31 protein-coding genes and 1 riboswitch are annotated in these 23374 nt (G+C 49.2%); of the genes, 24 read left to right on the top strand and 7 right to left on the bottom strand.

Features of this window, described 5'->3' with window-relative positions:
- The first annotated feature begins 153 nt into the window (after positions 1-153).
- The 3 genes from K7P76_RS09885 to K7P76_RS09895 are packed head-to-tail and all read left to right on the top strand — an operon-like array spanning position 154 to position 2300.
- Positions 154-1254, top strand: a complete 1101-nt coding sequence (locus tag K7P76_RS09885; RefSeq protein WP_232185131.1) for an MBL fold metallo-hydrolase — start codon at positions 154-156, stop codon at positions 1252-1254.
- Between the two features lie 25 nt (positions 1255-1279).
- Positions 1280-1954, top strand: coding sequence for a hypothetical protein (locus tag K7P76_RS09890; protein ID WP_232185132.1), 675 nt, complete (start codon positions 1280-1282; stop codon positions 1952-1954).
- 16 nt (positions 1955-1970) lie between these two features.
- Positions 1971-2300 (top strand): MGMT family protein, encoded by a 330-nt coding sequence (locus K7P76_RS09895; RefSeq protein ID WP_232185133.1) that lies wholly within the window; start codon positions 1971-1973, stop codon positions 2298-2300.
- Here the strand turns inward: K7P76_RS09895 and pepT are convergent.
- Positions 2266-3507: a peptidase T gene (gene pepT, locus K7P76_RS09900; RefSeq protein WP_232185134.1), complete on the bottom strand. Its 1242-nt coding sequence runs from the start codon at positions 3505-3507 to the stop codon at positions 2266-2268. The two genes, K7P76_RS09895 and pepT, sit on opposite strands and share 35 nt — an antisense overlap.
- A gap of 131 nt (positions 3508-3638) precedes the next feature.
- Here pepT and K7P76_RS09905 point away from each other — a divergent pair, with 131 nt between their 5' ends.
- From K7P76_RS09905 to K7P76_RS09915, 3 genes are all read left to right on the top strand, one after another.
- On the top strand, positions 3639-4526 hold the full coding sequence (locus K7P76_RS09905; RefSeq protein WP_232185135.1) for a DMT family transporter: 888 nt from the start codon (positions 3639-3641) through the stop codon (positions 4524-4526).
- Between the two features lie 135 nt (positions 4527-4661).
- Positions 4662-4811: a hypothetical protein gene (locus tag K7P76_RS09910; RefSeq protein ID WP_232185136.1), complete on the top strand. Its 150-nt coding sequence runs from the start codon at positions 4662-4664 to the stop codon at positions 4809-4811.
- Entirely contained in the window at positions 4784-5149 is a 366-nt protein-coding gene (locus tag K7P76_RS09915; protein WP_232185137.1) for a hypothetical protein, read from the top strand. Before K7P76_RS09910 ends, K7P76_RS09915 begins: the two co-directional genes overlap by 28 nt.
- On the opposite strand, the gene K7P76_RS09920 is transcribed toward K7P76_RS09915, so the two are convergent.
- Positions 5139-6338: an oxalate decarboxylase family bicupin gene (locus K7P76_RS09920; RefSeq protein WP_232185138.1), complete on the bottom strand. Its 1200-nt coding sequence runs from the start codon at positions 6336-6338 to the stop codon at positions 5139-5141. The genes K7P76_RS09915 and K7P76_RS09920 overlap by 11 nt on opposite strands.
- 198 nt (positions 6339-6536) lie before the next feature.
- Here K7P76_RS09920 and K7P76_RS09925 point away from each other — a divergent pair, with 198 nt between their 5' ends.
- Both K7P76_RS09925 and K7P76_RS09930 read left to right on the top strand, forming a co-directional pair.
- On the top strand, positions 6537-6959 hold the full coding sequence (locus tag K7P76_RS09925) for an RrF2 family transcriptional regulator (protein WP_232185139.1): 423 nt from the start codon (positions 6537-6539) through the stop codon (positions 6957-6959).
- Positions 6960-7091: 132 nt separating this feature from the next.
- The gene (locus tag K7P76_RS09930) at positions 7092-7466 is read left to right on the top strand and encodes a DoxX family protein (RefSeq protein WP_232185140.1); all 375 of its coding nucleotides are present in this window, start codon (positions 7092-7094) and stop codon (positions 7464-7466) included.
- Positions 7467-7543: 77 nt separating this feature from the next.
- On the opposite strand, the gene K7P76_RS09935 is transcribed toward K7P76_RS09930, so the two are convergent.
- Together K7P76_RS09935 and modA are read right to left on the bottom strand one after the other, a co-directional pair.
- Positions 7544-8494, bottom strand: a complete 951-nt coding sequence (locus tag K7P76_RS09935; protein ID WP_232185141.1) for a substrate-binding domain-containing protein — start codon at positions 8492-8494, stop codon at positions 7544-7546.
- Positions 8495-8508: 14 nt separating this feature from the next.
- On the bottom strand, positions 8509-9300 hold the full coding sequence (gene modA / locus K7P76_RS09940) for a molybdate ABC transporter substrate-binding protein (protein ID WP_232185142.1): 792 nt from the start codon (positions 9298-9300) through the stop codon (positions 8509-8511).
- Between the two features lie 269 nt (positions 9301-9569).
- On the opposite strand from modA, the gene K7P76_RS09945 reads away from it, so the two are divergent.
- The 8 genes from K7P76_RS09945 (at position 9570) to K7P76_RS09980 (ending at position 16045) form a co-directional block, all read left to right on the top strand.
- The gene (locus K7P76_RS09945; protein ID WP_232185143.1) at positions 9570-10016 is read left to right on the top strand and encodes a MarR family winged helix-turn-helix transcriptional regulator; all 447 of its coding nucleotides are present in this window, start codon (positions 9570-9572) and stop codon (positions 10014-10016) included.
- Between the two features lie 137 nt (positions 10017-10153).
- Positions 10154-11104: a ring-cleaving dioxygenase gene (locus K7P76_RS09950; RefSeq protein WP_232185144.1), complete on the top strand. Its 951-nt coding sequence runs from the start codon at positions 10154-10156 to the stop codon at positions 11102-11104.
- On the top strand, positions 11101-11718 hold the full coding sequence (locus tag K7P76_RS09955) for an alpha/beta hydrolase (protein ID WP_232185145.1): 618 nt from the start codon (positions 11101-11103) through the stop codon (positions 11716-11718). Before K7P76_RS09950 ends, K7P76_RS09955 begins: the two co-directional genes overlap by 4 nt.
- Entirely contained in the window at positions 11715-12326 is a 612-nt protein-coding gene (locus K7P76_RS09960; protein WP_232185146.1) for a flavin reductase family protein, read from the top strand. The genes K7P76_RS09955 and K7P76_RS09960 overlap by 4 nt, the downstream gene beginning before the upstream one ends.
- A gap of 178 nt (positions 12327-12504) precedes the next feature.
- A complete protein-coding gene (locus K7P76_RS09965; protein ID WP_232185147.1) occupies positions 12505-13545 on the top strand; it encodes an HD-GYP domain-containing protein in 1041 nt (346 codons plus the stop codon).
- A 21-nt stretch (positions 13546-13566) separates the two neighbouring features.
- Positions 13567-14106: a heme NO-binding domain-containing protein gene (locus K7P76_RS09970; RefSeq protein ID WP_232185148.1), complete on the top strand. Its 540-nt coding sequence runs from the start codon at positions 13567-13569 to the stop codon at positions 14104-14106.
- 5 nt (positions 14107-14111) lie between these two features.
- Positions 14112-15809, top strand: a complete 1698-nt coding sequence (locus K7P76_RS09975) for a hybrid sensor histidine kinase/response regulator (protein ID WP_232185149.1) — start codon at positions 14112-14114, stop codon at positions 15807-15809.
- A 17-nt stretch (positions 15810-15826) separates the two neighbouring features.
- The gene (locus tag K7P76_RS09980; protein ID WP_232185150.1) at positions 15827-16045 is read left to right on the top strand and encodes a hypothetical protein; all 219 of its coding nucleotides are present in this window, start codon (positions 15827-15829) and stop codon (positions 16043-16045) included.
- A gap of 168 nt (positions 16046-16213) precedes the next feature.
- Here the strand turns inward: K7P76_RS09980 and K7P76_RS09985 are convergent, their stop codons facing one another.
- Positions 16214-17332: an RNA-guided endonuclease InsQ/TnpB family protein gene (locus K7P76_RS09985; RefSeq protein WP_232185151.1), complete on the bottom strand. Its 1119-nt coding sequence runs from the start codon at positions 17330-17332 to the stop codon at positions 16214-16216.
- 324 nt (positions 17333-17656) lie between these two features.
- On the opposite strand from K7P76_RS09985, the gene K7P76_RS09990 reads away from it, so the two are divergent.
- Entirely contained in the window at positions 17657-18883 is a 1227-nt protein-coding gene (locus tag K7P76_RS09990; protein ID WP_232185152.1) for an MFS transporter, read from the top strand.
- Positions 18884-18946: 63 nt separating this feature from the next.
- Here K7P76_RS09990 and K7P76_RS09995 read toward each other — a convergent pair whose 3' ends face one another.
- Together K7P76_RS09995 and K7P76_RS10000 are read right to left on the bottom strand one after the other, a co-directional pair.
- The gene (locus K7P76_RS09995; protein ID WP_232185153.1) at positions 18947-19276 is read right to left on the bottom strand and encodes a spore coat protein; all 330 of its coding nucleotides are present in this window, start codon (positions 19274-19276) and stop codon (positions 18947-18949) included.
- A gap of 15 nt (positions 19277-19291) precedes the next feature.
- Positions 19292-19603: a ferritin family protein gene (locus tag K7P76_RS10000; RefSeq protein WP_232185154.1), complete on the bottom strand. Its 312-nt coding sequence runs from the start codon at positions 19601-19603 to the stop codon at positions 19292-19294.
- 163 nt (positions 19604-19766) lie between these two features.
- Between K7P76_RS10000 and K7P76_RS10005 the strand changes: the two genes are divergently transcribed.
- The 7 genes from K7P76_RS10005 (at position 19767) to K7P76_RS10035 (ending at position 23286) form a co-directional block, all read left to right on the top strand.
- A complete protein-coding gene (locus K7P76_RS10005) occupies positions 19767-20192 on the top strand; it encodes an SRPBCC family protein (protein ID WP_232185155.1) in 426 nt (141 codons plus the stop codon).
- Position 20193: 1 nt separating this feature from the next.
- Positions 20194-20523 (top strand): ArsR/SmtB family transcription factor, encoded by a 330-nt coding sequence (locus K7P76_RS10010; RefSeq protein ID WP_232185156.1) that lies wholly within the window; start codon positions 20194-20196, stop codon positions 20521-20523.
- Positions 20524-20583: 60 nt separating this feature from the next.
- A riboswitch (PreQ1 riboswitch) is annotated at positions 20584-20628 on the top strand.
- A 47-nt stretch (positions 20629-20675) separates the two neighbouring features.
- On the top strand, positions 20676-21341 hold the full coding sequence (queC, locus tag K7P76_RS10015) for a 7-cyano-7-deazaguanine synthase QueC (RefSeq protein WP_232185157.1): 666 nt from the start codon (positions 20676-20678) through the stop codon (positions 21339-21341).
- Positions 21338-21784, top strand: a complete 447-nt coding sequence (locus tag K7P76_RS10020) for a 6-carboxytetrahydropterin synthase (protein ID WP_232185158.1) — start codon at positions 21338-21340, stop codon at positions 21782-21784. Before queC ends, K7P76_RS10020 begins: the two co-directional genes overlap by 4 nt.
- Entirely contained in the window at positions 21774-22502 is a 729-nt protein-coding gene (gene queE, locus K7P76_RS10025; protein WP_232185159.1) for a 7-carboxy-7-deazaguanine synthase QueE, read from the top strand. Before K7P76_RS10020 ends, queE begins: the two co-directional genes overlap by 11 nt.
- 221 nt (positions 22503-22723) lie before the next feature.
- Entirely contained in the window at positions 22724-23017 is a 294-nt protein-coding gene (locus K7P76_RS10030) for a VOC family protein (protein ID WP_309244749.1), read from the top strand.
- A 125-nt stretch (positions 23018-23142) separates the two neighbouring features.
- The gene (locus K7P76_RS10035; protein ID WP_232185160.1) at positions 23143-23286 is read left to right on the top strand and encodes a hypothetical protein; all 144 of its coding nucleotides are present in this window, start codon (positions 23143-23145) and stop codon (positions 23284-23286) included.
- The last annotated feature ends 88 nt before the right edge of the window (positions 23287-23374 follow it).

A 23374-nucleotide genomic window follows, 5' to 3' on the forward strand; every position in this document is an offset into this window, starting at 1 on the left:
CGAGACCTTTATGAAGCTTATTATCGGCTTTAATCGGATGAGTGGCAACAAGTTGCAATTGGATTTCGTGTTCAATTCGGTATACGATATTCGTAATGGAATATGAGGCTTAAGCAGACGGCCCGATTATGCTGCGGAAAGAGGTTGGCTAAGATGTGGATTGCAATCTTTATTATTGTCGGAATAGTTGCTGCGGGTTATCTCATGGTGAGAAATTATCCTGCCCTCGGTGGAACAGCGTCGCCGGATCGGCGAATTGAAATCGACCAATCTCCTAACCGATCCAAAGGGAAGTTTGTTAATCAAATTCCAACGCCAATGGATATGAACCTTCGGTCGACGATCAAAGTCCTTTTCCAATTCATTAAAGGAAATCCTAAAGGGAAGCCAATCACGCCCATTCAAGCTGTACCCTTGCCGCGGCACCTCATAGAAACCAAAGGAAATAAGCAACCGACCGCAACATGGTTTGGTCATTCGGCGATATTGCTGCAATTAGACGGTAAAACGCTGTTCATAGATCCGATGTTAGGCAAATCGCCTTCTCCGTTCCCGCTATTCGGAGGGCGCCGCTACAGCAAGCAATTACCGATCGAGATCGAGGATCTTCCTTCCATCGATGCCGTCCTTCTGTCGCACGACCATTACGATCATCTGGATTACGGCTCGATTAAGAAGATGAAAAATAAAGTCGGCCACTTCTTCGTCCCGCTCGGCGTAGGAGCGCACTTAATCCGGTGGGGCGTAGACCCGGCTAAGATTACGGAGCACGACTGGTGGGATGAGTTCGAATTTGCGGGGCTCACTTTGGCGAGCGCGCCGGCGCGTCATTTCTCGGGCAGGAACGTCGGCGATAGGGACACGACTTTGTGGTGTTCTTGGGTGATTATGGGGGAGCAGGCTAAAGTCTTTTTCAGCGGAGACAGCGGTTATGGGCCTCATTTCGCGGAAATCGGGGAGAAATACGGACCGTTCGATCTAACTTTCATCGAATGCGGGCAATACGACGAACGTTGGTCCGCGATCCATATGTTGCCTGAGGAAACCGTACAAGCGAATCTGGATGTCGGAGGGAAAGTGATGATACCGATCCACTGGGGTGCTTTTACGCTGGCGTTGCACGATTGGACCGATCCTGTCGAGCGTGCGACTAAAGCCGCGAAAGAACGGAAAACCAACCTATCTACTCCTAGAATCGGAGAAACCGTCCTGATCGCTTCTCCGGCGTATCCTAATTCTGCATGGTGGAGATAGGAAGCGCGAAGAGGAGCCACAACTGGTGAAATATGCTAGAATGGGCTTACAAATGTCTGTCCAGATGGGGGAGAACAAGGTGAGTGATCATTCCGTTCCGGAAACACAACATCAAGTGACCTTACAGAGCGATGACGACAGAAAAATCAACCACTACGAAAAAGTAAAGGAAGACGTCAGAAGCGAGATTAAGATGCGGATTAAGCAAAGGGACTATTTTGCGATCCAATTGGTTATTATGCTGGTGCTTCTTTGTGCGGTCGGTTTTGCGGACAAGGGGTATACGCAAGTGCTGATCGTCGCTCCGTTGTTATCCGTATTTTACACGATGCTGATTTTACATAGTTATCGGAAGCATGATGCATTAGCGAGGTATGCGAGGGATGTGCTCGATCCTCAATTAGCGGAGTTATGCCAAATCGATCCGGCGCACGAGTGGCATTCTTTCGATTTCAAGACAGCTAAATCCGGCGTTCTTAGAGTCTTTTACCTCTGGGCGATGTGGGTCGTTTGTTTGGGATCAATGACCTTCCTGTGGTTTAATGCGGCTTCCGGCTTTAGGCAAACCATCTCTATCTTCGCAGGCGTGTACATTCTAGCGATGCTATATATAACGTTGTCCTTCATGGGCGATGCGGAAGTGCGAAGAAAAGCAAAACATAAGGGATCGCCCCATAACTCCGGCGTGTACTTATCATAGAAGGAGGGAATGTTCGATGCAGCCTTTCACGGAACAAGTGATTCAGATCATCAAGAGCATACCGGAAGGTTATGTCATGACCTATGGCCAAGTTGCGGAGCAGGCGGGAAGCCCAAGGGGGGCCAGGCAGGTCGTAAGGATCTTGCACTCGCTAAGCGCGAAGCATAACCTGCCTTGGCATAGAGTCGTGAATGCGAAAGGGGAAATCGCGATCCAGGAAGGGGAAGGGCGATACATGCAGCAGCTCTATCTGGAAAATGAAAACGTCGAGATCGGCTTGGGCGGCCGCATCGACTTGGATGTCTATCGATTTATTCCGCAGCCGGCCTCCGTTCAAAAAGCTTAACGATCTCGATGATCACGTTAGTCGCTTTAATCATCGTGTCTACCGAGACGTATTCGTATCTTCCGTGGTAATTCTCGCCGCCCGTGAATATATTCGGCGTCGGCAATCCCATATAAGACAACTGGGAGCCGTCGGTCCCTCCACGGATCGGCCGAATGATCGGCTCGATGCCCAGGTTTACCATTGCTTGATGGGCGATATCGACGATTTCTTTGACAGGCTCGATTTTCTCGCGCATGTTGAAATATTGGTCTTTGAGTTCCAGTAAAATTCGTTGTTCCCCGTAAGTCTCTTGCAATTCCTCCACTATGCTAATAAGCTCGGCCTTTCTCCCGTCAAACCGTTCCCGATCGAAATCCCGAATGATGTAGTGAAGCTTCGTTTCCTCCACATCGCCTTGTATGGAAATCAAATGGAAGAACCCTTCGTAACCTTCGGTATATTCCGGAGCTTCTTCCGCCGGCAAACGGTTGTTGATTTCCATCGCGATCTTCGCGGAGTTAACCATCTTGCCTTTCGCTGTACCTGGATGAACGATTTTGCCCGTACAGGTTATTCGAGCTACAGCCGCATTAAAGCTCTCGTACTGCAACTCGCCAAGCGGACCGCCGTCCATCGTATAAGCATAGCTAGCGTTGAAAGCTGCAACGTCGAAGCGATGAGGGCCTCTTCCGATTTCCTCGTCCGGCGTGAAGGCGACTCTGACTTTGCCGTGTTTGATTTCCGGATGTTGGATCAAATAAGCCATCGCGGTCATGATTTCGGTCATGCCGGCTTTGTCGTCGGCGCCTAACAATGTCGTTCCGTCCGTCGTGATTAAGGTTTGGCCTTTATAATCGGCGAGCTCCGGGAAGTCCCGCGGCGACAGGACGATGTTCTGCGCTTCGTTCAGGACGATATCCTTGCCGTTGTAGTTGTTGACGATTTGCGGGTTAACTCCCTTGCCCGTGAAGTCGGTTGCCGTATCGATATGGGCGAGAAATCCGATCGTCGGCACATTGTTGTCCGTATTGGCTGGCAAAGTGGCCATGACGTAACCGTTGGCGTCGATCGTGACTTCCTCCATGCCGATTTGCTTAAGCTCCTCGACCAGCATCCGGCCAAGCGTTAATTGACCTTCGGTAGTCGGGCAAGTCTGGCTGCTCTCATTGGACTGCGTGTCCACCTTTACATAAGAAGTAAATCTGGCTATGATCTCATTTTTCACGTTGGGCTCAGCTCCTTGATGCTATTTTACCAAAGTTCCGAATGGGTTTGAAATCATCGGCAAGATGGCGGCTATGGCGGGGGAAGGTTATACTTATCGTAGTTAGTTCACAACAGGAAGAAGGATCACCATTGCCGCGTCTTGTCTATGTTGCGCTTATTATGCTAAGTCTCATTTGGGGCGGATCGTTTTATTTTATCAAAATGCTGCTTCACGACTTCGGACCTTGGACGATCGCCTTTCTTCGTTCCGGTTGCGGATTAATTATCGTCGTGCTTATTATGCTTGCGCTTAGAAAACCGTTCGGATTCCGGGTCATTCCATGGTTCCCCATGATCGCGATGGCTCTGATCAACACCGCAATTCCTTGGTCCCTCATTGCCTTCAGTGAAACGCATCTGTCCAGCAGCATGGCGTCGATTCTAAACGCGACGACACCGGTATGGACGATCGTCATTGGAATTGTACTGTTCAGGCATGGATCGACCCGAAACCAGTGGTGGGGTATCGCCGTTGCTTCGGTGGGCTTGATCGTGTTGCTTGGCTTAAGGCCCGGATCTCCCTTGTCCGTTGATAAGATCGGACTCGTCTGCATGCTTTGCGCCACGTTCTGCTATGCCATCGGGTCGCAGTTATCGAAACGTCTGCTCATGGGCTACTCTATGTATCAGATAAGCTTCGGCACGCTGCTAACGAGCATGGTTGGAAGCGGCGGCATGGCTTTCGCGACGGAATCGTTCAGCATATCGGACCTATTTCCCGCAACTAACGTTCCTATGCTTATTGGTTTGGGCGCATTTGGATCGGGGTTTGCTTATATTCTGTTTTACTACATGGTTCAGAAAGGCAGCGCCGAGTTTGCGACGATGGTCACCTATCTGGTCCCTTCCACGGCTTTAATATGGGGATATGCTTTGTTAAACGAAGAGATCAAATGGAACATGTTGGCAGGGCTATTCATTATACTTGGGGGTGTATTCCTGGCGGGCAGGAAATCCGCATCGAACAAAAACGCATAAAACCATCCTGAATAGCCTGAAATTCTATCGCGCGTTGTCTGAAAGCTGGGGGACGTGAATAGAATATAAGGCGACTTCCGAAATGAAAGCGCAAACAAACTGGATCCTAATGCAGGATAGCAGGGGGCGATGGAAATGGGAACGCGTTTGTTGTCCGAGTATTTAATCAAGAAATACAATCCGCATCTGAGATATGTGCGAGTCCATACGAGCGGGAAAACAAGGCGACCTTATATGCATGGAACGATGATCTGCAATTGCCGGATAAAGACGTCGAAACGTTAAAGCGATTCGTTTCCGGATATTTGCCCTCTTATGTTTGTTTTCAGATTAAAGCCTATTCCATGATACAGGTGGATAGAGTACCGCAGGAATACGAGTTGCCGGACAGCATCGTACAGACGGCTATGATGAGGGACTTAGATCAATACGGTATCGCCGCTGCCATTAATAGCATGCTCGCAAGCGGCGGGATGGCGTTCAGCAGGTACGATATAAATACGGGAACGCTGCATTTCAATCTTCATACGACAACCGTCGTAACGGAGGTAGAAAAGGAACTCATTAGCAGGTATCTCTCGGAGATCATTCCGCTTGGCTTTCATTGCGAGGTTAGTTATTAAACGGAAATTGAACGGGCAACGGGTATTTGACGACGGGCCATTTTTGCTTGCGCAGGGCGTTCATTAGCTCCGGTCCAACTTGCAGGTTGCTTGACACTAATTGACTCGGGGTTAATGCCATCCATTGATTCAACGATAGATCCGCGAACCGATCGCTCTTAAACATTTCCAGAAACCATAGGCTTGTGTTTCCGGTGTTCTGGATGTAATGGCCGAAGGCGAAGGGGACGTAACCGACATCGCCCGCCCGATAGTCGAAAGTACGGGCCGTGCCTTGGCCTGCGAATACGGTCATGCGCGCCATGCCGGATAAATAATACTGCCACTCGTCGTTGTTGGGGTGCCAGTGCATTTCTCTCATGCCGCCCGGCTTAACTTCGACGAGCGCAGCTGCAATCGTGGTGGAAATGGGAAAATTGCTCGAGTCGACGATGCGCACCGTTCCGCCCGGCGTGACGATCGGGTCCTGTGCCAGCAAGCGATGCGTTAAGCTTAGGGGCATTGTGCCGTTCGGATCGCTGACTTTCTGGCTGTCTATCGAGCCGGGTACTGTGTCCTGGTATATATAACGCTGCTTATTCGGAATAAAAGCAAAGGCGTTCTCAGGTACTCCGAAATTCGCGGAGAGAACGTCTCTTGGCGTGTGAGCAAACCAGTCGGAGATCGACAAGGTGTTAAGATCCGAGAAACTGCCATCGTCGAAGACAAGCAGAAACTCGCAGCCGTCCTCCAGCCCTTGTATGGAGTGGGGAATTCCGCGAGGGAAGTACCATAGGTCGCCCATGCCGACATCGGCGATGAAATTTCGCCCATTCTGATCGACGGCGGTGATTCGCGCCCGGCCCAAGATCATAAAAGCCCATTCAGCCTGCTGATGCCAATGCATCTCTCGGACGCCGCCCGGCGTCAGGCGCATGTTCACCCCCGCCAGAGTGGTTGCGATCGGCAGTTCCCTTACGGTAATTTCCCTTGACCACCCTCCGTGATTTAATTGCATATGAGTATCGGAAAAGGCAAACTTCATGTTGGGCATCGTTCCTGCATCGGTTGCCGGAGGAACTAACATGTCGGGATTCTCTAAGTCACGCATCACGTCGCGTGGACCGAAATCCGTCGCTCCGGCGCCGTCTTTGCGAATAGGCTGCGGAATAACGCCATTCCACAATGGATTTGGAGGGTTGTTTTCCATGATTCGTACTCCTCTCGGCTTGCAATCGGATTGGAAAGCTGCACCATCATTCTAGAAATGTATGATTCAGGGCTTGCGTAAATACATGTCTGGATGCTGAATGCGTTCGGCGGCAAGTAAATCCATCTACACGGCTTGAGCCTTTGTTGCGGAACAACTATACGCGGGGGTACAATGTACCGATAGGGGGTGAGCTTCATGAACACTTCAAATCGGGGCAGTCAAATCGGTCCGCCGCGTTTTGCGATCGCCGTTCATATCTTGGTGTGGCTAGCAAAAAGCGGAAGTTTCCTTTCCAGCTCTGCCATAGCGGATCAAGTGAATTCGCATGCCACTTTCATGCGCAGAGTATTAGCGACGCTGGTGCAATCGGGAATCGTCGAGGCTCGCGAAGGCCGGGACGGCGGGTATAGCTTGAGATTGCCGGCTGAGAGCATAACTCTGGCTGATGTATATACGGCGGTAACATGGGTGACTTGCGAGGCAGCGGATTCGGGAGAAACCGGAGAGTGCGGCGAACAAGGCGTGCAATTGGACCAAGCTTTGCTCGAAATCATGAATGAAGCCGAACGTCAGACCGTAGAGTACCTTAAAGGCCATACGATCGCGAGTTTACTATAAAGGATTGACTTCTCAGGGAACAGGTTATAATATGTGCTTATAACAGGTGCAGTTAACTTCGCGTCGACTGCGCTTTATTTTAACCCATACTGTGCTTGAATTAGTATCAGTATTGGGTAAACGGGGGAAATCATGATGGATATCGCAGCGATCGTATTGGAGGCTTTACTGGGTTTGGCTTTTCTGATGGCGGGTGCGGGGAAAATGGCAGGCTCCAAAATGCATGTCGATAACTTCAAGCATTGGGGATTGCCGCAATGGTTCCGTATTGTGACCGCTTTGGTTGAATGGGTAGGAGCGATCGCCATGCTCATAGGTATTTGGGAGCCAAGTTGGGCTGCCGCGGCGGGCTTGTGGCTTGCATTCACGATGTTGGTTGGAATATTGGTGCATGTACGGGTTAAAGATTCATTTAAACAAACGTTTCCCGCAGTCATCCTATTTATTCTGCCGCTCGTCGTCTTTTTTATCCAGCAGTCTGAATTGTCCGCTTTCCCTGGGTTCTAAATCTGCTGTCAGCGCCTAAGAAATAAGCCTTCAATCCCACTTGTAGAGTGGTTTTGAAGGCTTATTGTTATTCTTGTTCATGTTTCATATAAAATTTGTCCGGTAAGAGACAGGTCATATCCTGCGATTGCTCGGAGTTCCTGTTTGAAGTCTTCGGACTGCAGAATGAGCATAAGACTGTCAATCCATGGCTGATTGTCTGCTCTTTTGATCATAACGAGATCATAGCGTTCTTGAATCAGCGGGATAAACTCGATATTTCCGACAATGGAGGCTGCTTTCTCTATCCCTAAGCCAACATCGGCTTCGCCTGAAGCCACTTTGGCCGCCACCCCTAAATGATTGGTGAGTTCATGATTGTATCCAATCAAATGTTCTGGCTTGATTCCATGCAGCCGAAGCTGTTCATCGAGAAGTATCCTGGCGCCGGATCCTTTCTCGCGATTAACGAAGCGCAGCTCTTGACGGTTTAAATCTGTCCAGTTCGTAATTTTGTGCGGATTTCCTTGTCCAACATAGAAACCGGCTCTTCTGGATAACAGATTAACGACCAAATACGAGAAACCGACAAGCAACTTGCGAATATAAGGGAGGTTGTACTCTCCGGTGTCACCGTCCAGAAGATGAGTACTGACTATGTCCGATTCGCCCTGGTACATGGTAATCAGGCTGTCGAGACTTCCGGCATAGGAGCGCAAGGGTCTAATGCCTGTCGTTTTTTTCTCTAAATGTTTGGCTAATATGTCCAGACTTATATCTTGGCCTGTAATGACAATAGGACGAATTCCTTGACTGACGATAGGAGTTGAAGAGGGAGCAGGGCGAGTCGGTAATTCATGTTGAGCTTGAACGGAAACACCTTTGCTTTTTTGTTTATAGGCTTCCAGATCAGATTCGTCGACTCGCATTTGTTTGCCGACCCGGTAGGAGGGCAGATCGCCCTTTTTGATCAAATCATAAATGGTAAGTTTGGAAACCTTAAGTATTTTTGAGATTTCTTCCGCGGTATATGAATTTTCGTGGGACATCTAATTCCTCCTTCTTATGACAGCTTAAATCCATATTCTTCGAAGATCGTGCTGGCTTCTTTTGTTTTTAAATACTTATAAAACTCTTTAGCCTCGGTGCTATGCTTCGAATCTTTAACAAGGCCCGCCGGGTATACAATCGGTGTATGTACTTCAGGAATGATTTTGATAGCGATTTTTACTTTCTTCGATGTAAGCGCATCGGTTTTATAAACAAACCCGGCATCCGCATTTCCGGTCTCAACATAAGTTAATACTTGACGCACGTCTTTCGCGTATACCAGTTTAGGCTCGAGATCATCCCATACTTTTCGGGAATTTAATGTTTCTTTGGCATACTGCCCGGCCGGTACCGATTCTGGCTGTCCAATCGCGATTTTTTTGATATCTTTGTCGGTCAGTTCTTTTACGGTGGTCCATTTCCGTTTTGAATCCAATGGGACGACCAAAACAAGCTCGTTTTTTAATAGGTTTGTGTTATCGGAAATGAGATCCTGCTTAACCAAGGCATCCATCTGCTTCTTGCCGGCGGAAATGAAAAGGTCGGCGGGCGCTCCTTGTTCGATTTGTTTTTGCAGAGTACCCGAGGAACCATAATTAAACGTCAAATTAATGTCCGGATGTACTTTCTCGTATTCTTTTTCAATCTCGTCCAAGCTGTCTTTTAAACTTGCCGCTGCGGAAATCAAAATTTCCGTTTTGTTTTTGGCAGCAACAGCCGGATGTACAGAAGTGGCCAGAACAGATAGCAGTAGAGCCAGTGTAAGAGCAGAAACCCATACTTTTCTCAACACAATCTCCTCCAATTATCATTAAAATATTTTATGTCAATCATTTTAACATATGGAAATGATGGTTTATACTATTTAAATATATTTAGAATATTACTCGACTTATAATCGGGTAAAATAGATATAAATAGAATGATTTAGATATGTTTAGAATAATTTGTAATTGCATAGATGTTTGCAAAAAAACCATGTTGACATTCAAACGCAATTGTATTATCTTAATATTAAGATATAAAACTAAAAAGATAACTAATCCAAGCAGAGGAAGGGGGCAAGCGGACAGGATGACGAACAATAATCAGGAAATCTCATTGGACCTTTTCATTGCCCTCAACCGGGCGATCCAGTGGATTAACGCGCACGCGGATCGGGATATTAAACGATATGGATTAAATCGTACCGAATTCGGAGTCGTTGAGCTGTTATACCACAAGGGCTCGCAGCCTCTGCAGCAAATTGGCGGCAAAGTGCTTATGAGCAGCGGGAACATTACTTACGTCGTTGATAAGCTGGAGCAGAAGGGCTTGGTAAAGCGCAGAGCTTCCGAAGAGGATCGTCGTCTCATCTACGCCGAGATTACGGATGCGGGCAAACAATTAATCGAAGAAGTGTTTCCCAAGCACGCTATGGTGATTAGTCAGGCTGTAAACGGGCTTTCGGATGATGAAAAGAAGGTCGCGAGCCAGTTGCTCAAGAAATTAGGCAAATACGCGGAAGCCGGTTTTAAGTAGCAGGGAGTAGCCATTATCCCACCGGCTCAGCCATCTTTATCAAGTATCTTAAATTAAAGACTCTCAAATTGGGCATAATACAATGTTGATCCGATTTCAGCAATTTCATAAAATAAACCTAAAGGGGAATAAACGAGATGAAACAACAAACTTCAGGAATTCACCACGTTACGGCTTTCGTGAGACATGCACAGGCAACGGTTGATTTTTATTCCGGTATATTAGGGCTTCGACTTGTGAAAAAAACGATCAACTTCGACGCGCCGGAAGTGTATCACTTATATTTCGGCAATGAGGCGGGAAGCCCGGGTACGATCATTACCTTCTTCCCATGGGCAACCTCCCGTCAGGGTCGCATCGGCGGCGGACAGGTGGGGATTACGACTTATGTCGTTCCCGTCGGAGCTTTCGAGTTCTGGAAAGCGCGCTTGGAGAAGCTGAATATTCCGGTTACCGTAACGACGAGATTCGGCGAGCAATATATTCAAGCGGCGGATCCGGACGGCTTGCAGCTTGAAATCGTGGAGCGGGAGGAAGGAGCCTTGAGCCAGTGGTCTTTCGGAGGCGTGCCCGCGGACAAAGCGATCAAAGGCTTCGGAGGCGCCGTTCTATATAGCACCGCCCCGGAAAAAACGGCTGCCGTTCTTGAGCAAGTGATGGGACTGGAGAGAATCGGGCAGGAAGGGGACTTTACCCGGTTCAAAGCAACAGGAGACTTGGGCAACCTCATTGATGTCAATATTACGGCAATGGCGCATGGAGTCGGTGGAGCAGGAACGGTCCATCATATTGCATGGCGCGCTAAAGACGACGAGGATCATGCGATTTGGAGACGACGGGTGGAGGAGAGCGGGCAGCATCCAACGCCTGTAATTGACCGTCAATATTTCAATGCGATATATTTTCGGGAAGAAGGCGGAATCCTGTTTGAAATTGCGACGGATCCTCCGGGGTTCGCTCGCGATGAGCCTGCAGAGACGATGGGAGAACAGCTGATGCTGCCGGAATGGCTTGAAGAGCATCGCGATCAGATCGTACAGGGCTTACCGCCAATTGAAGTAAGGGTACTGGAGGCTGATGGACAATGAAGCATATTTACAAGCAAGGAACGAACGAGAGCGCGCCGGTGCTTGTACTGTTGCATGGTACAGGAGGAACGGAGAATGATCTTCTGCCGCTGGCGGAGATCGTCTCCCCGGAGTCGTCGGTCATTAGCATAAGAGGTAACGTGCTGGAAAATGGAATGCCGCGCTACTTCCGAAGATTGGCCGAAGGGGTATTCGATATCGAGGATCTTATTTTCCGGACGAAGGAACTGAACGATTTCTTGGATCAAGCGGCCGCTGAATACGGGTTCGATCGCAGCAATCTTGTAGCCATCGGTTATTCGAACGGTGCCAACATTGCCGGAAGCCTCCTATTTCACTTTGAAGGCTCTCTGAAAGGAGCGATTTTGCATCATCCGATGGTTCCGCTTCGGGGCGTGAAGCTGCCTGATTTATCGGGCGTGCCGGTCTTTATCGCTGCGGGGGAAAACGATCCGATCTGCGTCCCTCAGGAAACGGAGGATCTAAATAAGCTGTTGAGCGACGCCGGAGCTGACGTATCGATCCATTGGGAAAGATTCGGCCACCGCCTGACCGCATCGGAAGTAGATGCCGCAGCTGCTTGGTATCAATCGCATTTCGTGGCTCAGCCATGATAGCTATCGACCCAACGAGTCTGAGCGAGCGGGATAACTATAAGCTGATGATCGGAAGCATTATACCGAGGCCTATCGCTTTTGTTTCCACTTTGTCGGTCAGCGGGGTATTGAACGCGGCGCCCTTTAGCTATTTTAATATCGTAACCGCTAATCCCCCGATGATTTCGATATCCGTGCAGAGGAAAAACGGGGCGCGTAAAGATACGTCGAAGAACGCCGTGGAGTCCGGAACCTTCGTCGTTCATATCTCCGATGAGTCCTACATTCGGCAGATTAATGAAACGGCTGCCAATTTGCCGCCGGAGGAAAGCGAGGTCATCCTTGCAGGACTGACCCCGATACCAAGTGAGAAGATTCCCGTGCCTGGCATCTCCGAAGCCAAGATTCGCATGGAATGCGTGCTTGAGCAAGCGATTCCCCTCGGGGGGACGGAAGGTGCGCCCGCATGCGACTTGCTGATTGGACGGATCGTGTGCTTCCACGTGGATGAAGCCGTCTATGAGAACGGGCGCATCGATCCCCAAGCGCTAAAACCTGTCAGTCGGCTTGCGGGTACCTCGTATTCCAAGCTGGGCGAAATGTTCTCGATTGAACGTCCACTATAGAAATGCCCGACACTATCACTGAAACCCTCAGTATTTATCGCTTCTTTGAAGCGGGACTGGGGGTTTATTTTATGTCGAATCTTGTAATTATTTGACTGCAATTATTCCCAAATATAGCCTATAATCATAAGTGTAATCTTCTTAGCGGAATAAGGCGTAGAAGGAATGAGGTTAACTAATGGACAAACAATGGTTGAGTGCCGCGAATTTTCTGATTATCGACGATCAGGAATACAATATTAGTTTGTTAGAGAGAATATTGCGCCGTGCCGGTTTCTCCAACCTGTTTAGTACGACGGATGCGACAAGCTTAGAGAGGCTCTATCACGAAATTCAGCCAGATATCGTACTGCTCGATTTACATATGCCGGAAGTAGACGGGTTTACTGCGTTGAGGCGCCTGAGGGAGCTGATCCAGGAAAGCAATTATCTCCCGGTTCTAGTGCTCACCGCGGACGTTACCCAGGAGGCGCGGCAGGAAGCTTTGCATTTAGGGGCCAACGATTTTCTTACAAAGCCTCTGGACAAAACGGAAGTCGTTCTGCGCATTAATAATCTTCTCAGAACGCGATTTCTCCATTTGCAGCTGCAGGATCAGAATCACCTTCTGGAACAGCGGGTTCTAGATCGGACGGGCGAGGTTGAGCAAGCCAAGCATGAAATTCTGGAACTGCTCGCGCGAACCTCTGAATTCCGCGACGACGAGACGGGGCAGCATACGCAGCGCGTAGGGATGATGGCAATGAAAATCGCATCGGCTCTAGGGTTGCCTAAGGCGGAGGTAGAACTCATTCAAAGGGCTACGCCCTTGCACGATATCGGGAAAATAGGCATTGCCGACAGCATTCTGTTAAAGCCCGGCAGATTTACTCCGGAAGAATTCGAGAAAATGAAGTTGCATACGACGATCGGGGCAAGCATACTCGAAGGAACCGTGTTTCCCGTCTTGCAATTGGCAGGAACGATCGCCTTATCGCATCATGAGAAGTGGAATGGCACCGGGTATCCTAATGGGCTGAGCGGGGAGGACATTCCGCTTGCCGGACGAATCGTGGCGCTCGCGGATTTCTATGACGCGTTGACCCATGAGCGTCCCTATAAGCAGGCTTGGACGCGGGAGCAGGCTTTGGAAGAAATCGAGCGACAACGCGGCGTCCATTTCGACCCCAATGTCGTGGATGCATTCATTCGTATTTTATTTAGCGAAAATCATTCATAAGCGAAAGGGAGTGCGGGCTTTATGAAAGGAATGGTATTCACCTCATTTCTGGAAATGGTAGAAAATAAGTTCTCGCTAGACGTTGCCGATCAAATAATCGAAGCCTCGAACTTGCCTTCAGGCGGTAGCTACACATCGGTGGGTACCTACCCCCACAACGAAATGATTCAGCTCGTTGTTCAGCTGGCCGAACGGACGGGCATTCCCGTGGCTGACTTGGTCCGTACTTTCGGCGAATATTTATTTACACAGCTTATCGCAATGTATCCGCAATTTATTCAAGAACATCAAACGGCTTTTAGCATCTTGCGGAAAGTGGACAACTATATTCACGTTGAAGTCCTCAAGCTTTACCCTGACGCGGAACTGCCGACATTCGAATATGAGACTTCGGAACCTGGTACGTTGATTATGATCTATCGCTCTTCTAGGCCTTTTGCGGATTTGGCTGAAGGTCTTATCCTAGGCTGCATTGAACATTATGGCGAGAACATTGAGGTCAAACGGGAACCTATGGACGAAGGTACGGCTGCTCGCTTTGTCTTGACGGAACGGAAGTGACGCCGATGCAGGAAATCGAAGTTCTGCGCAGACAAATTGAACGGGAGAAAAAGGCGCGTAAGGAAGCCGAGCAAATTGCGGAGCAGAAAACCCGTGAAATCTATTATGTTAATCAAGAGTTGCTGCAACTGAACGATCAGCTGGAGGAATTGGTTAAAGAGCGTACCGCGGAGCTGTCCCTTGCTCGCGATGAAGCCATCGAAGCCAATCGGATCAAGAGCCAATTTCTGGCCAATATGAGCCATGAGCTGCGAACCCCTCTTAATGCCATCATCGGCTACAGCGAAATGCTGAAAGAAGAGGCCGAGGATGAAGGCGTTGAGGGTTTTGTGGACGATCTCGGCAAAATTCATCATGCCGGCAAACATCTTCTATCGCTCATAAACGACATTCTCGATCTTTCTAAGATTGAAGCCGGTAAAATGGATCTTTACTTGGAAAGCTGCGACATCAATACGACGATACAAGATGTGTTGACAACCGTTTCCCCGCTCGTGGAGTCCAATGGGAACCGTCTTGAATTCGTCATTCTGCAGGGCGTGATGAGAACGGATATTACGAAGCTGAGACAGATTTTGTTTAATCTGCTTAGCAACGCCGGTAAGTTTACTAAGCAGGGAACGGTTTCATTAACGGTTAGCCTTGAAGCCTATCATGGGAAGCCCGGGGTTTCTTTTTGCATCCAAGATACGGGTATCGGCATGACTCCCGAGCAGATGGACCATTTGTTTCAGGCATTCAAACAGGCGGACTCATCGACGACTCGGAAATATGGAGGCACAGGGCTGGGTCTTGCGATCAGCCAAAGGCTGTGCCAGATGATGGGGGGCCATATTGCCGTCGAGAGCGTCTACGAGCAGGGGACGACCTTTACAGTGTGGCTGCCGTCATCAGGAAGCAACCCGGATTGCGAGTCTGTTCTGCCGGAGGAAGGCTCCCAATCGTATCTGGATGAAGGCCATAACACCATACTCGTTATTGACGATGATCCGGCGATGCTGCAGTTGATGCAACGCTACCTTAGTAAAGAAGGATACGCGGTAATTGTTGCCCGGAACGGGCAGGAAGGGATTCGCTTGGCGAAAGAACGGCGGCCTTCGGTCATTTCTCTGGATGTTTTAATGCCTGGAATGGACGGATGGACCGTGCTTACAACGCTTAAATCCGATCCGGAACTTGCCGGTATTCCTATTATTATGATTTCGATGACCGATGACAGAAATTTAGGTTATGCGCTCGGAGCATCCGACTTCCTTATCAAACCCGTTAATCGGGACAAAATCATCTCCGTTCTGGATAAGCACATTATGGAACGACAATCCGACTCCATACTGGTCATCGAGGATGATTTGGCGACCAGTCAGATGATGACCCGGATGCTGGTGAAGGAAGGGTATCGGGTCATTAGAGCCGGGGATGGAAGAATTGCCTTAGAATGCGTCGCACAATCGATCCCTCAATTTATTCTGCTCGATCTCATGATGCCGAATATGGATGGGTTCGAATTCGTAACCGAGCTGCGCAAACGCGACGAATGGCGATCGATTCCCGTAGTCGTATTAACGGCTAAAGACATTACGGCAGAAGATCGGATGCGCCTGAACGGGTACGTCGAAAATATTGTCCAAAAAGGTCATTGGCGGCGTGAAGATTTGTTAGAGGAAATACGCAATCTTTTGATCGGTGCCAGAACCAATCGATAATAGGGAGGTTGACCAATTTGCATTTCAAATTAAAAGGCAAGGATGGCAATAGCATCACCTCTTCTATAAATGCTGATCATAATGATAATAATCATATAATGTCAGCTCTAATAGTTGATTTTGATGCAGACCCAGAGATTCAGCAAATGATCGAGGAATCTGATCGAGCGATTGAGAAAGGCCATGTTTTCTCGATGAAAGAAGTAATTGAAATGATAAAAAACGGAGAAATCTAGGTCAATAACCCCCACTTAACTAACGTTTGAAGTGGCGGCTTGTGACTACCCAATCGTGCAAACGTCTTTCGACTCCGATCTTTGGCTGTTCATTAAGAACGTGGTGTCACATCTACGGAAAGCTTATGCTTACCGACGGGCAGATTGACAGCTGCCCTGCAAACATAGTCATGCTATGCTTGTACCTTCTTCAAGGTATTTCTTTCCTTTGGCTAGCAGGTTCATCGCTGCTATTCGGTCATCGTTGCTCTGATAGCCGCAATTCCGGCAACAAAAGTGATGCTTTATCTTGTCTCGATTGGCTTTCTCTTTGTGGTTACAAAGTGGACATTGTTGAGAGGTATATTTCGGGTCCACTGCAATTATCCTAGATCCTGCAAGTTGTGCCTTATACTCTACCATCTTGCGCAGTTGGTGGAACGCCCACGATACCGATACATAACGGTCTTTGAGCTTGACCTTTTCTGTCACGTTGCGCACGCCCGTCAAATCCTCCAGCACAAACAGCGTTTTCGCACCATATCGGCTAACGAGTGCCTTACTGACCGCGTGGTTTACATCGGTCATCCAACGGGTTTCTCGTTGCCCCATTTGTTTGAGCTTACGGCGGGCGGATGGCGTTTGCTTTTTCTGCAATTGCTGGCGCATTTGTTTGTATTTCGCCCGCTTGCGTTTAATCGCTCTACCCGGAAAGAAGATGGTTTTGCCTTGTGTGTCATAAGCTGTCGCGAGAAAGTTGATTCCCAGATCGATGCCTACAATCTGTGTCATCTCTTCCAAATGCGGCTCGGTCATTTGTTTGGACATTGGAATATGCAGAAACCACTTGTGATGCTTGCGGACAAGCTTCGCGGTTCTGAACATCCAGGAACCATCGAAGTAGGCCTCCATCGCTTTCCTCTCAAAGGGCACCTTGATTCTTCCTTGCAAGGTGTTCACTGAAAACAAACCGGAGGTTAACGAATAATCGCGATTCCATACGAGATCGTACTCCGGCTGCTTAAACTGAACTTGTGTCCAATCGTGACCATTGCTTTGATTGGTCTTGTATCTGGCGATGACGGTCTTCATGGCCGATTGGGACATCTGGGATCGGAGGCCAATGGTGCTGCGAAGCATGTTGTAAGTGATTTGATGCAGGGCAGGTTGCTTTAATTGTTTGGTGATAAACACCAACGAAGATACGAGATTGCAGCCCTTACGATAAGCGGAGACGGTTTCCAGCAGCGCTTCTGCATGAGCTTGCGTTGGCTTGATTTTTATTTTTGCCGTCACCGTTACGATCATACGTTCCCCTCCTCGCTATGCTGATTATAGCACATTTCAGAGGAGAAGGAAGCATCCGAAAAAGGCATTCAGGCTCACGCCTGACGCTCATTCCTCCCCGACTTATAGAAGATCGGAGTATCCTGCGCGTTTTCTGATGAATGTAGAATGGACCGAATAAAAAATACAATTAGTGAGACGCATTGAACAAAAGATTCTGCCGAGAACCATACCTATTTTAAGTGGGTAGAGGTTCTTTTTGTTTTGTTGGCTTTTTTGTTTCATTACCTCTTTTTTGGGCAGGTTATTATGGTGTTTGATTTCACTGTTCCAAAGGGGATGCTCATGCATAAGCGTCAAAAACCCGCTCGCGGTTCCGGGCGGCTGGATAAACAGACGGTGCTGCTGCTTATAGTCAACGGCCTTCTTATTACCGCAAATGCGTTATCCGGTACGTTTCTTGGGGTTTATATTTGGAAAGCGAGCAACAATTTCTTATTGCTCGGCTGGTTTACGTTGCTTACATACGTTTTCATGGCATTGACGTTCTGGATTGCAGGCAACGGGGTCAAAGAAGGCAACAAAATGGTTTTCTTGAGGCTTGGAATCGGAGTTTCGGCCGTTTTCTATTCCATCGTGCTTCTGCTTGGAAAAAGTGCATTCCATTACGTATGGCTGCTGGGAATCGTTCAGGGGTTGGCCATAGGGTTTTTCTGGCTGGCTTTCAATGTCATTTATTTCGAAGTTACGAATGCCGGAAACCGGGATCGGTTTAACGGGCTGGCGGGGGGCATCGGATCCATCGCCGGGATGATTGCGCCTTGGTGCTCGGGTTATCTGATTTCGCGCATGACTGGCGAGAGCGGGTATCGTATCGTATTTATGATCTCGCTGGGTATATTCGTGATAGGTATCGGCGTCAGTTTCCTCCTGCACAATAGGAAGACGGAAGGGAATTATGATTGGCTAATGCCCTTACGTATCTTGAAGAAGCGGCAAACCCCGTGGCGGCCGGTATTTGGAGCACTTGCTGCGCAAGGGCTGCGTGAAAGCGTCTTTGGCGTTATGATCGGCTTGCTTGTTTATATTCAAACAGGCAGCGAACTATCGGTCGGCAACTTTGCGTTGATTACATCGACGGTCGCGTTTATAAGCTTCTACGCAACCGGCAAATGGCTGAAGCCCATATGGCGAAGAAGAGGAATGTTGATCGGTACGATCGTGATGACCGCTGTCATCGTTCCTTTCTTTTTCGGCGTGAGTTACGCGACTCTGTTGACTTTCGGTATCGGCGCGGCGCTATTTATTCCGCTATATACGATTCCGATGACATCGGCGGTATTCGACCTAATCGGAATGGACGAGGATAGCGCGCGGGAGCGGGTCGAGTACGTGGTCATGAGAGAACTTGCGCTTAATGCGGGCAGAATAGCCGGAATGGTTATTTTTATCGTAACGCTCTATTTCAGCCGGGCGCCTTTGGTCATCAACGGCATGCTGCTTGTAGTCGGAAGTTCGCCGCTGCTCAGTTGGATGTTCATGCGTAATCGTCTTGTCCCCCAGCAAAAATAAACGCCAGTTTGTAAAACGGCTTCGCCGTCCTTAGGATGGCGAAGCCGTTTGTGTCGAGACCTGTCAGTAAGGAAACTGCGAGGAATAACCGCTGAATTGCTGTTGTGCCTGTTGAAGCTTCTGTTGTTCCTCGGCCTCGAGTTTGTACCACCCATTCTGAAACATCATATTGTATAGCTCTCGTCCGCTATGATGCGTTTCGGTCAGGATTTGAAGCAAATCGGCATGAAGCTGTGCATGGCTGGCTTCGCGCACGGCGACATTCAGGCTGTCGGTTAAGTATTTGCACGTGCTGAGCCCGTCGTTCAGGAAGTCCCGATCGTTCATCTCGGGCCCTTTCACTTGCGGTAATTGCGAGGACTGCGGATTGGCGATTTCATTCTGGTTTGTCATGGACAGCAACCCCCCTTACTGTGAAGACTGCTGCGTCTGATTGGGACGAGGCAGGTTGGCCATAGCCGTATTGTTGTCTACTTGCAGATGCGTGAGAAGTTTCTGGTAATGCTGTTGATGCATTTTGCCCGTCTTATCGAGCGCCTGTTTAATTTGCGGATTGGAAGCCTGTTGGGCGAAAAAATGAAACTTCTTAAAAGCGATTAATTCCCAAGACAACGCATCTTTGATGTAAAGCAGATCTTTGGTTGTAATGACACGCGGCGGGACCGGAATCGGCACTTGCGTTTGCTGGGCCGGAGGGTTCTGGGTAGTTGTTGTCATCATGCAGCTCCTTTGTCGTAAAGTCTGTACGTTTTAGAATTTACTAAATAAGGTCGATTATGCTTCGAAATTATAGGGCATAATAAAAATGAATTGACGCGAAACCATTTGGTTTCGTATAATGAGAAACGAAACCAAATAGTTTCCTAATTCAGGAGGTAATCACATGTCCAACAATTCGCAAAATACGCTGCCCGATATCCGCCAAACCTTAGTGCTGAAAGCGCCGGTACAGAAAGTATGGGCCGCCGTCGCGACATCGGAAGGAATTTCCGCATGGTTTATGCCCAACGACTTCAAGCCGGTTGAAGGCTATGAATTTCATATAGATGCGGGGCCTTATGGCAAATCCCCTTGCAAAGTGACGGTGATCGATCCTCCTAATCGTCTGACTTTCAACTGGGGCAAAGATTGGACGCTTACTTTCGAATTAGTCGACCAAGGAGACCAAACGGAGTTTACTTTGATTCACGGCGGGTGGACCGCGGACGAGGCTACGGAATTCGGAGAGGCGCATAGTCTTGTACGCGACCGGATGAGTCAAGGCTGGGTCGGCATAGTTAAATCTCTGACCGCTTACGTCGAGGCCTAAGATGGCCGAGCCATCACCGAAGCACGACGTGTTCCAAGCAATCGCCGACCCGACCCGCCGCAGGCTTCTCCGATTGCTTGACGATCAGGAAATGCCGGTGACCGTTATCAGCGGACATTTCCCCATGACCCGGACGGCCGTTTCCAAACATTTGCGCATCCTTGCGGACGCGGGGCTCGTCAAGGAGAAGAAAGTCGGCAGGGAGACGCGTTACCGGCTCGATCCCGAGCCGCTGCTGGAACTTAAGCGTTGGCTCGCGTATTATGAGCGATATTGGGAGAACAAACTGGGTGCGCTTAAGCGTTATGTTGAATCGGAAGCCGACAGTTGATACAATGTAAGCAATAGCATACAAGTCCGAATGCGTACGGGAGCATACGTTTGACGCGTTTCGGGAGAGGTTCTAGCAACACCCTCTATAAAAAACTAAGGAAACGGTATCTCCTTGGATACCGTTTTTCTATTGGCGGGAGGATTTATTAGATGAAATCAGGAAAAGCCGTCGTTGTGTTCAGCGGCGGACAGGATAGTACGACTTGCCTATTCTGGGCGAAACAAAGATTTGAAGAAGTGGAGGCGGTCACGTTCGATTATGGCCAACGCCACAAGCAGGAGCTTACATGCGCAGCCCGGATCGCGGCGGATCAGAAGATTAGACATCATGTGCTGGATATGTCGCTTCTCGGACAGCTGACTCCGAATGCGCTGACGAGACACGACATAGCCATTGAACAGAAAGAAGGCGAGTTGCCATCAACATTCGTGGATGGGCGGAATTTGCTGTTTCTGTCCTTTGCGGCCGTACTTGCGAAACAAGTTGGCGCTCGTCATATCGTAACGGGCGTGTGCCAAACCGATTTCAGCGGGTATCCGGATTGCCGGGATATTTTCGTCAAATCGCTTAATGTGACGTTGAACTTGGCGATGGATTACGAATTCGTCGTCGACACGCCGCTCATGTGGTTGACGAAAGCGCAGACGTGGCAATTGGCCGACGAACTGGGCGCTTTCCAATATGTGCGGGACAATACGCTCACCTGCTACGAAGGGGTCATGGGCGACGGATGCGGACAATGCCCGGCGTGCGTGCTGCGTTCCCGGGGGTTAAGCGAGTTTGAGACGGCAAGGAGGGAGGGACGCCGAATATGATTCAGCAAATTTACCCATCAACCCCTCATCCTTATCGCTATGAACTAAACAAAGACTTGCAGTTCGCCGCCGCTCACTATATACCCAGCGAGTACGCCGGCGACTGCGCCAAGATGCACGGCCATACTTATTTCGTTAACGTAACGATTGCAGGCAACGAGCTCGACGAGAGCGGGTTTCTCGTTAATTTCTCTCAAGTCAAGAAGCTGATTCACGACCGATTCGATCATTCGCTTCTGAATGGGCATGCGGAGCTTTTCGGAGACGATCACCCGAGCCGTTACCCGACGACGGAAAATGTAGCCAGAATACTGTGCGAGATCATCCAGCAATTTCTGAACGAAATGACTAACAAGCCGTTATGCGTGCAAATTTTCTTGCGCGAGACGCCTACCAGCTATGTGGTGTACCGTCCGGCTGCGGGAGGATCATATGGCGCCTAGTCGTTTGCCGGTTATGGAGATATTCGGTCCGACCGTGCAGGGGGAAGGGATGGTCATCGGGCAGAAGACGATGTTCGTTCGAACTGCCGGATGCGATTATAGTTGTGCTTGGTGCGATTCCGCCTTCACGTGGGACGGCTCGGGCAAAGATGAAATTCGGTTGCTGACGGCAGAGGAAATTGCGGCGGATCTAGATGCGGCAGCGGGCAACACCTTCTCGCACGTAACGATTTCCGGAGGCAATCCGGCGTTGCTGCCGCACCTGAACGAGCTCATAGACTTGCTGCACGGAAAAGGAATCAAGGTTGCCTTGGAAACACAGGGCAGCCGCTGGCAGGACTGGTTTCTATCGATCGACGAGCTGACTCTGTCACCCAAACCGCCGAGTTCAACGATGACGACGGATTGGAGCGTATTGGATGTCATAGTCGGCAAGCTTGCCGCAAGCGGGCGGAATTTCAGCTTGAAGGTTGTCGTGTTCGATGAGCAAGATTTACGCTATTCGACTACCGTTCATCATCGTTACAAGGATGTTCCCTTCTACTTGCAAGCGGGTAATGACGATGTGCAGGAGCAGGACTCGTCCGTCTTGCTAAACAAGCTTATTGATCGCTATAAGTGGTTGGTGGACACAGTGATGACATCAACCGAACTCACGAATGTTCGAGTGCTGCCCCAACTGCATGCCTGGCTGTGGGGCAATAAGCGGGGGTTTTAATCGACGATACCAACGTAAGCGAATATTAGCATAAACCCCAAACACAGCAATCCATAAGAAATCCCGCCTTTTCAGTAATGCTATAATGGGAACGAAAAACCCAATAACTGGACGGAGGGATAATGAAGGATGGCAATATTTAAACCTTTTCTGCATTCGGAGGATTCCAGAGCTCAAGCGAGTTCTATATTAGAGCGCTCGGCGGGGAGATCCAGTCCGTCATGACGCATGGAGAGGCTCCGGAGCCGAATGATGCGATCAAAGATAAAGTGATGCACATGTGCCTGATTGCCGGAGGGGTAACCTTCTTCATGGCTGATTCATTCGATCCCCTTACACGCGGGAACGGCATAAGCCTGAATCTGCAATTCGATTCTGGAGCCGAAGGCCGGGAAGCGTTCGATAACCTTGCGGCAGGCGGCAAAGTGATTCATCCGCTCGAGCCGGTATTCTGGGGCGGCATGTTCGGGCAACTGGAAGATAAATACGGCGTCTTGTGGATGATCAACTGCTAAGCTGCACCCGAGTAGCCTCTCCTTAATATGCGACTTCGACTTGTGAAGCGGAGCTAAGCGCCCTTGCAGGCAAATTGCGCGTTATGTTATCCTGAAGGTAATGAAATCAAGGAGGTGAAGGTAGGATGAATCGAGAGTTGGTCAATAACCAAGTGAGCCGGCTGCCCATTGCGATGGCTGGCATCGTTCATGGTTTCGTGAATGGCGGGAGAAGTCTGTCCATTTATGCCCATAGGTTATACCCATTCACGAGAAGACTCCTACCTTAACCGGAACGGTTTGCACCGACGGGCGTAGGGAATTTTCCCTGCGTCTTTTTCTATTGTTCTGGCGCCAGGCTAGGGTCTTCATTCAGGA

The organism is Cohnella silvisoli, assembly GCF_021190915.1.
GTDB lineage: Bacteria > Bacillota > Bacilli > Paenibacillales > Paenibacillaceae > Cohnella > Cohnella silvisoli.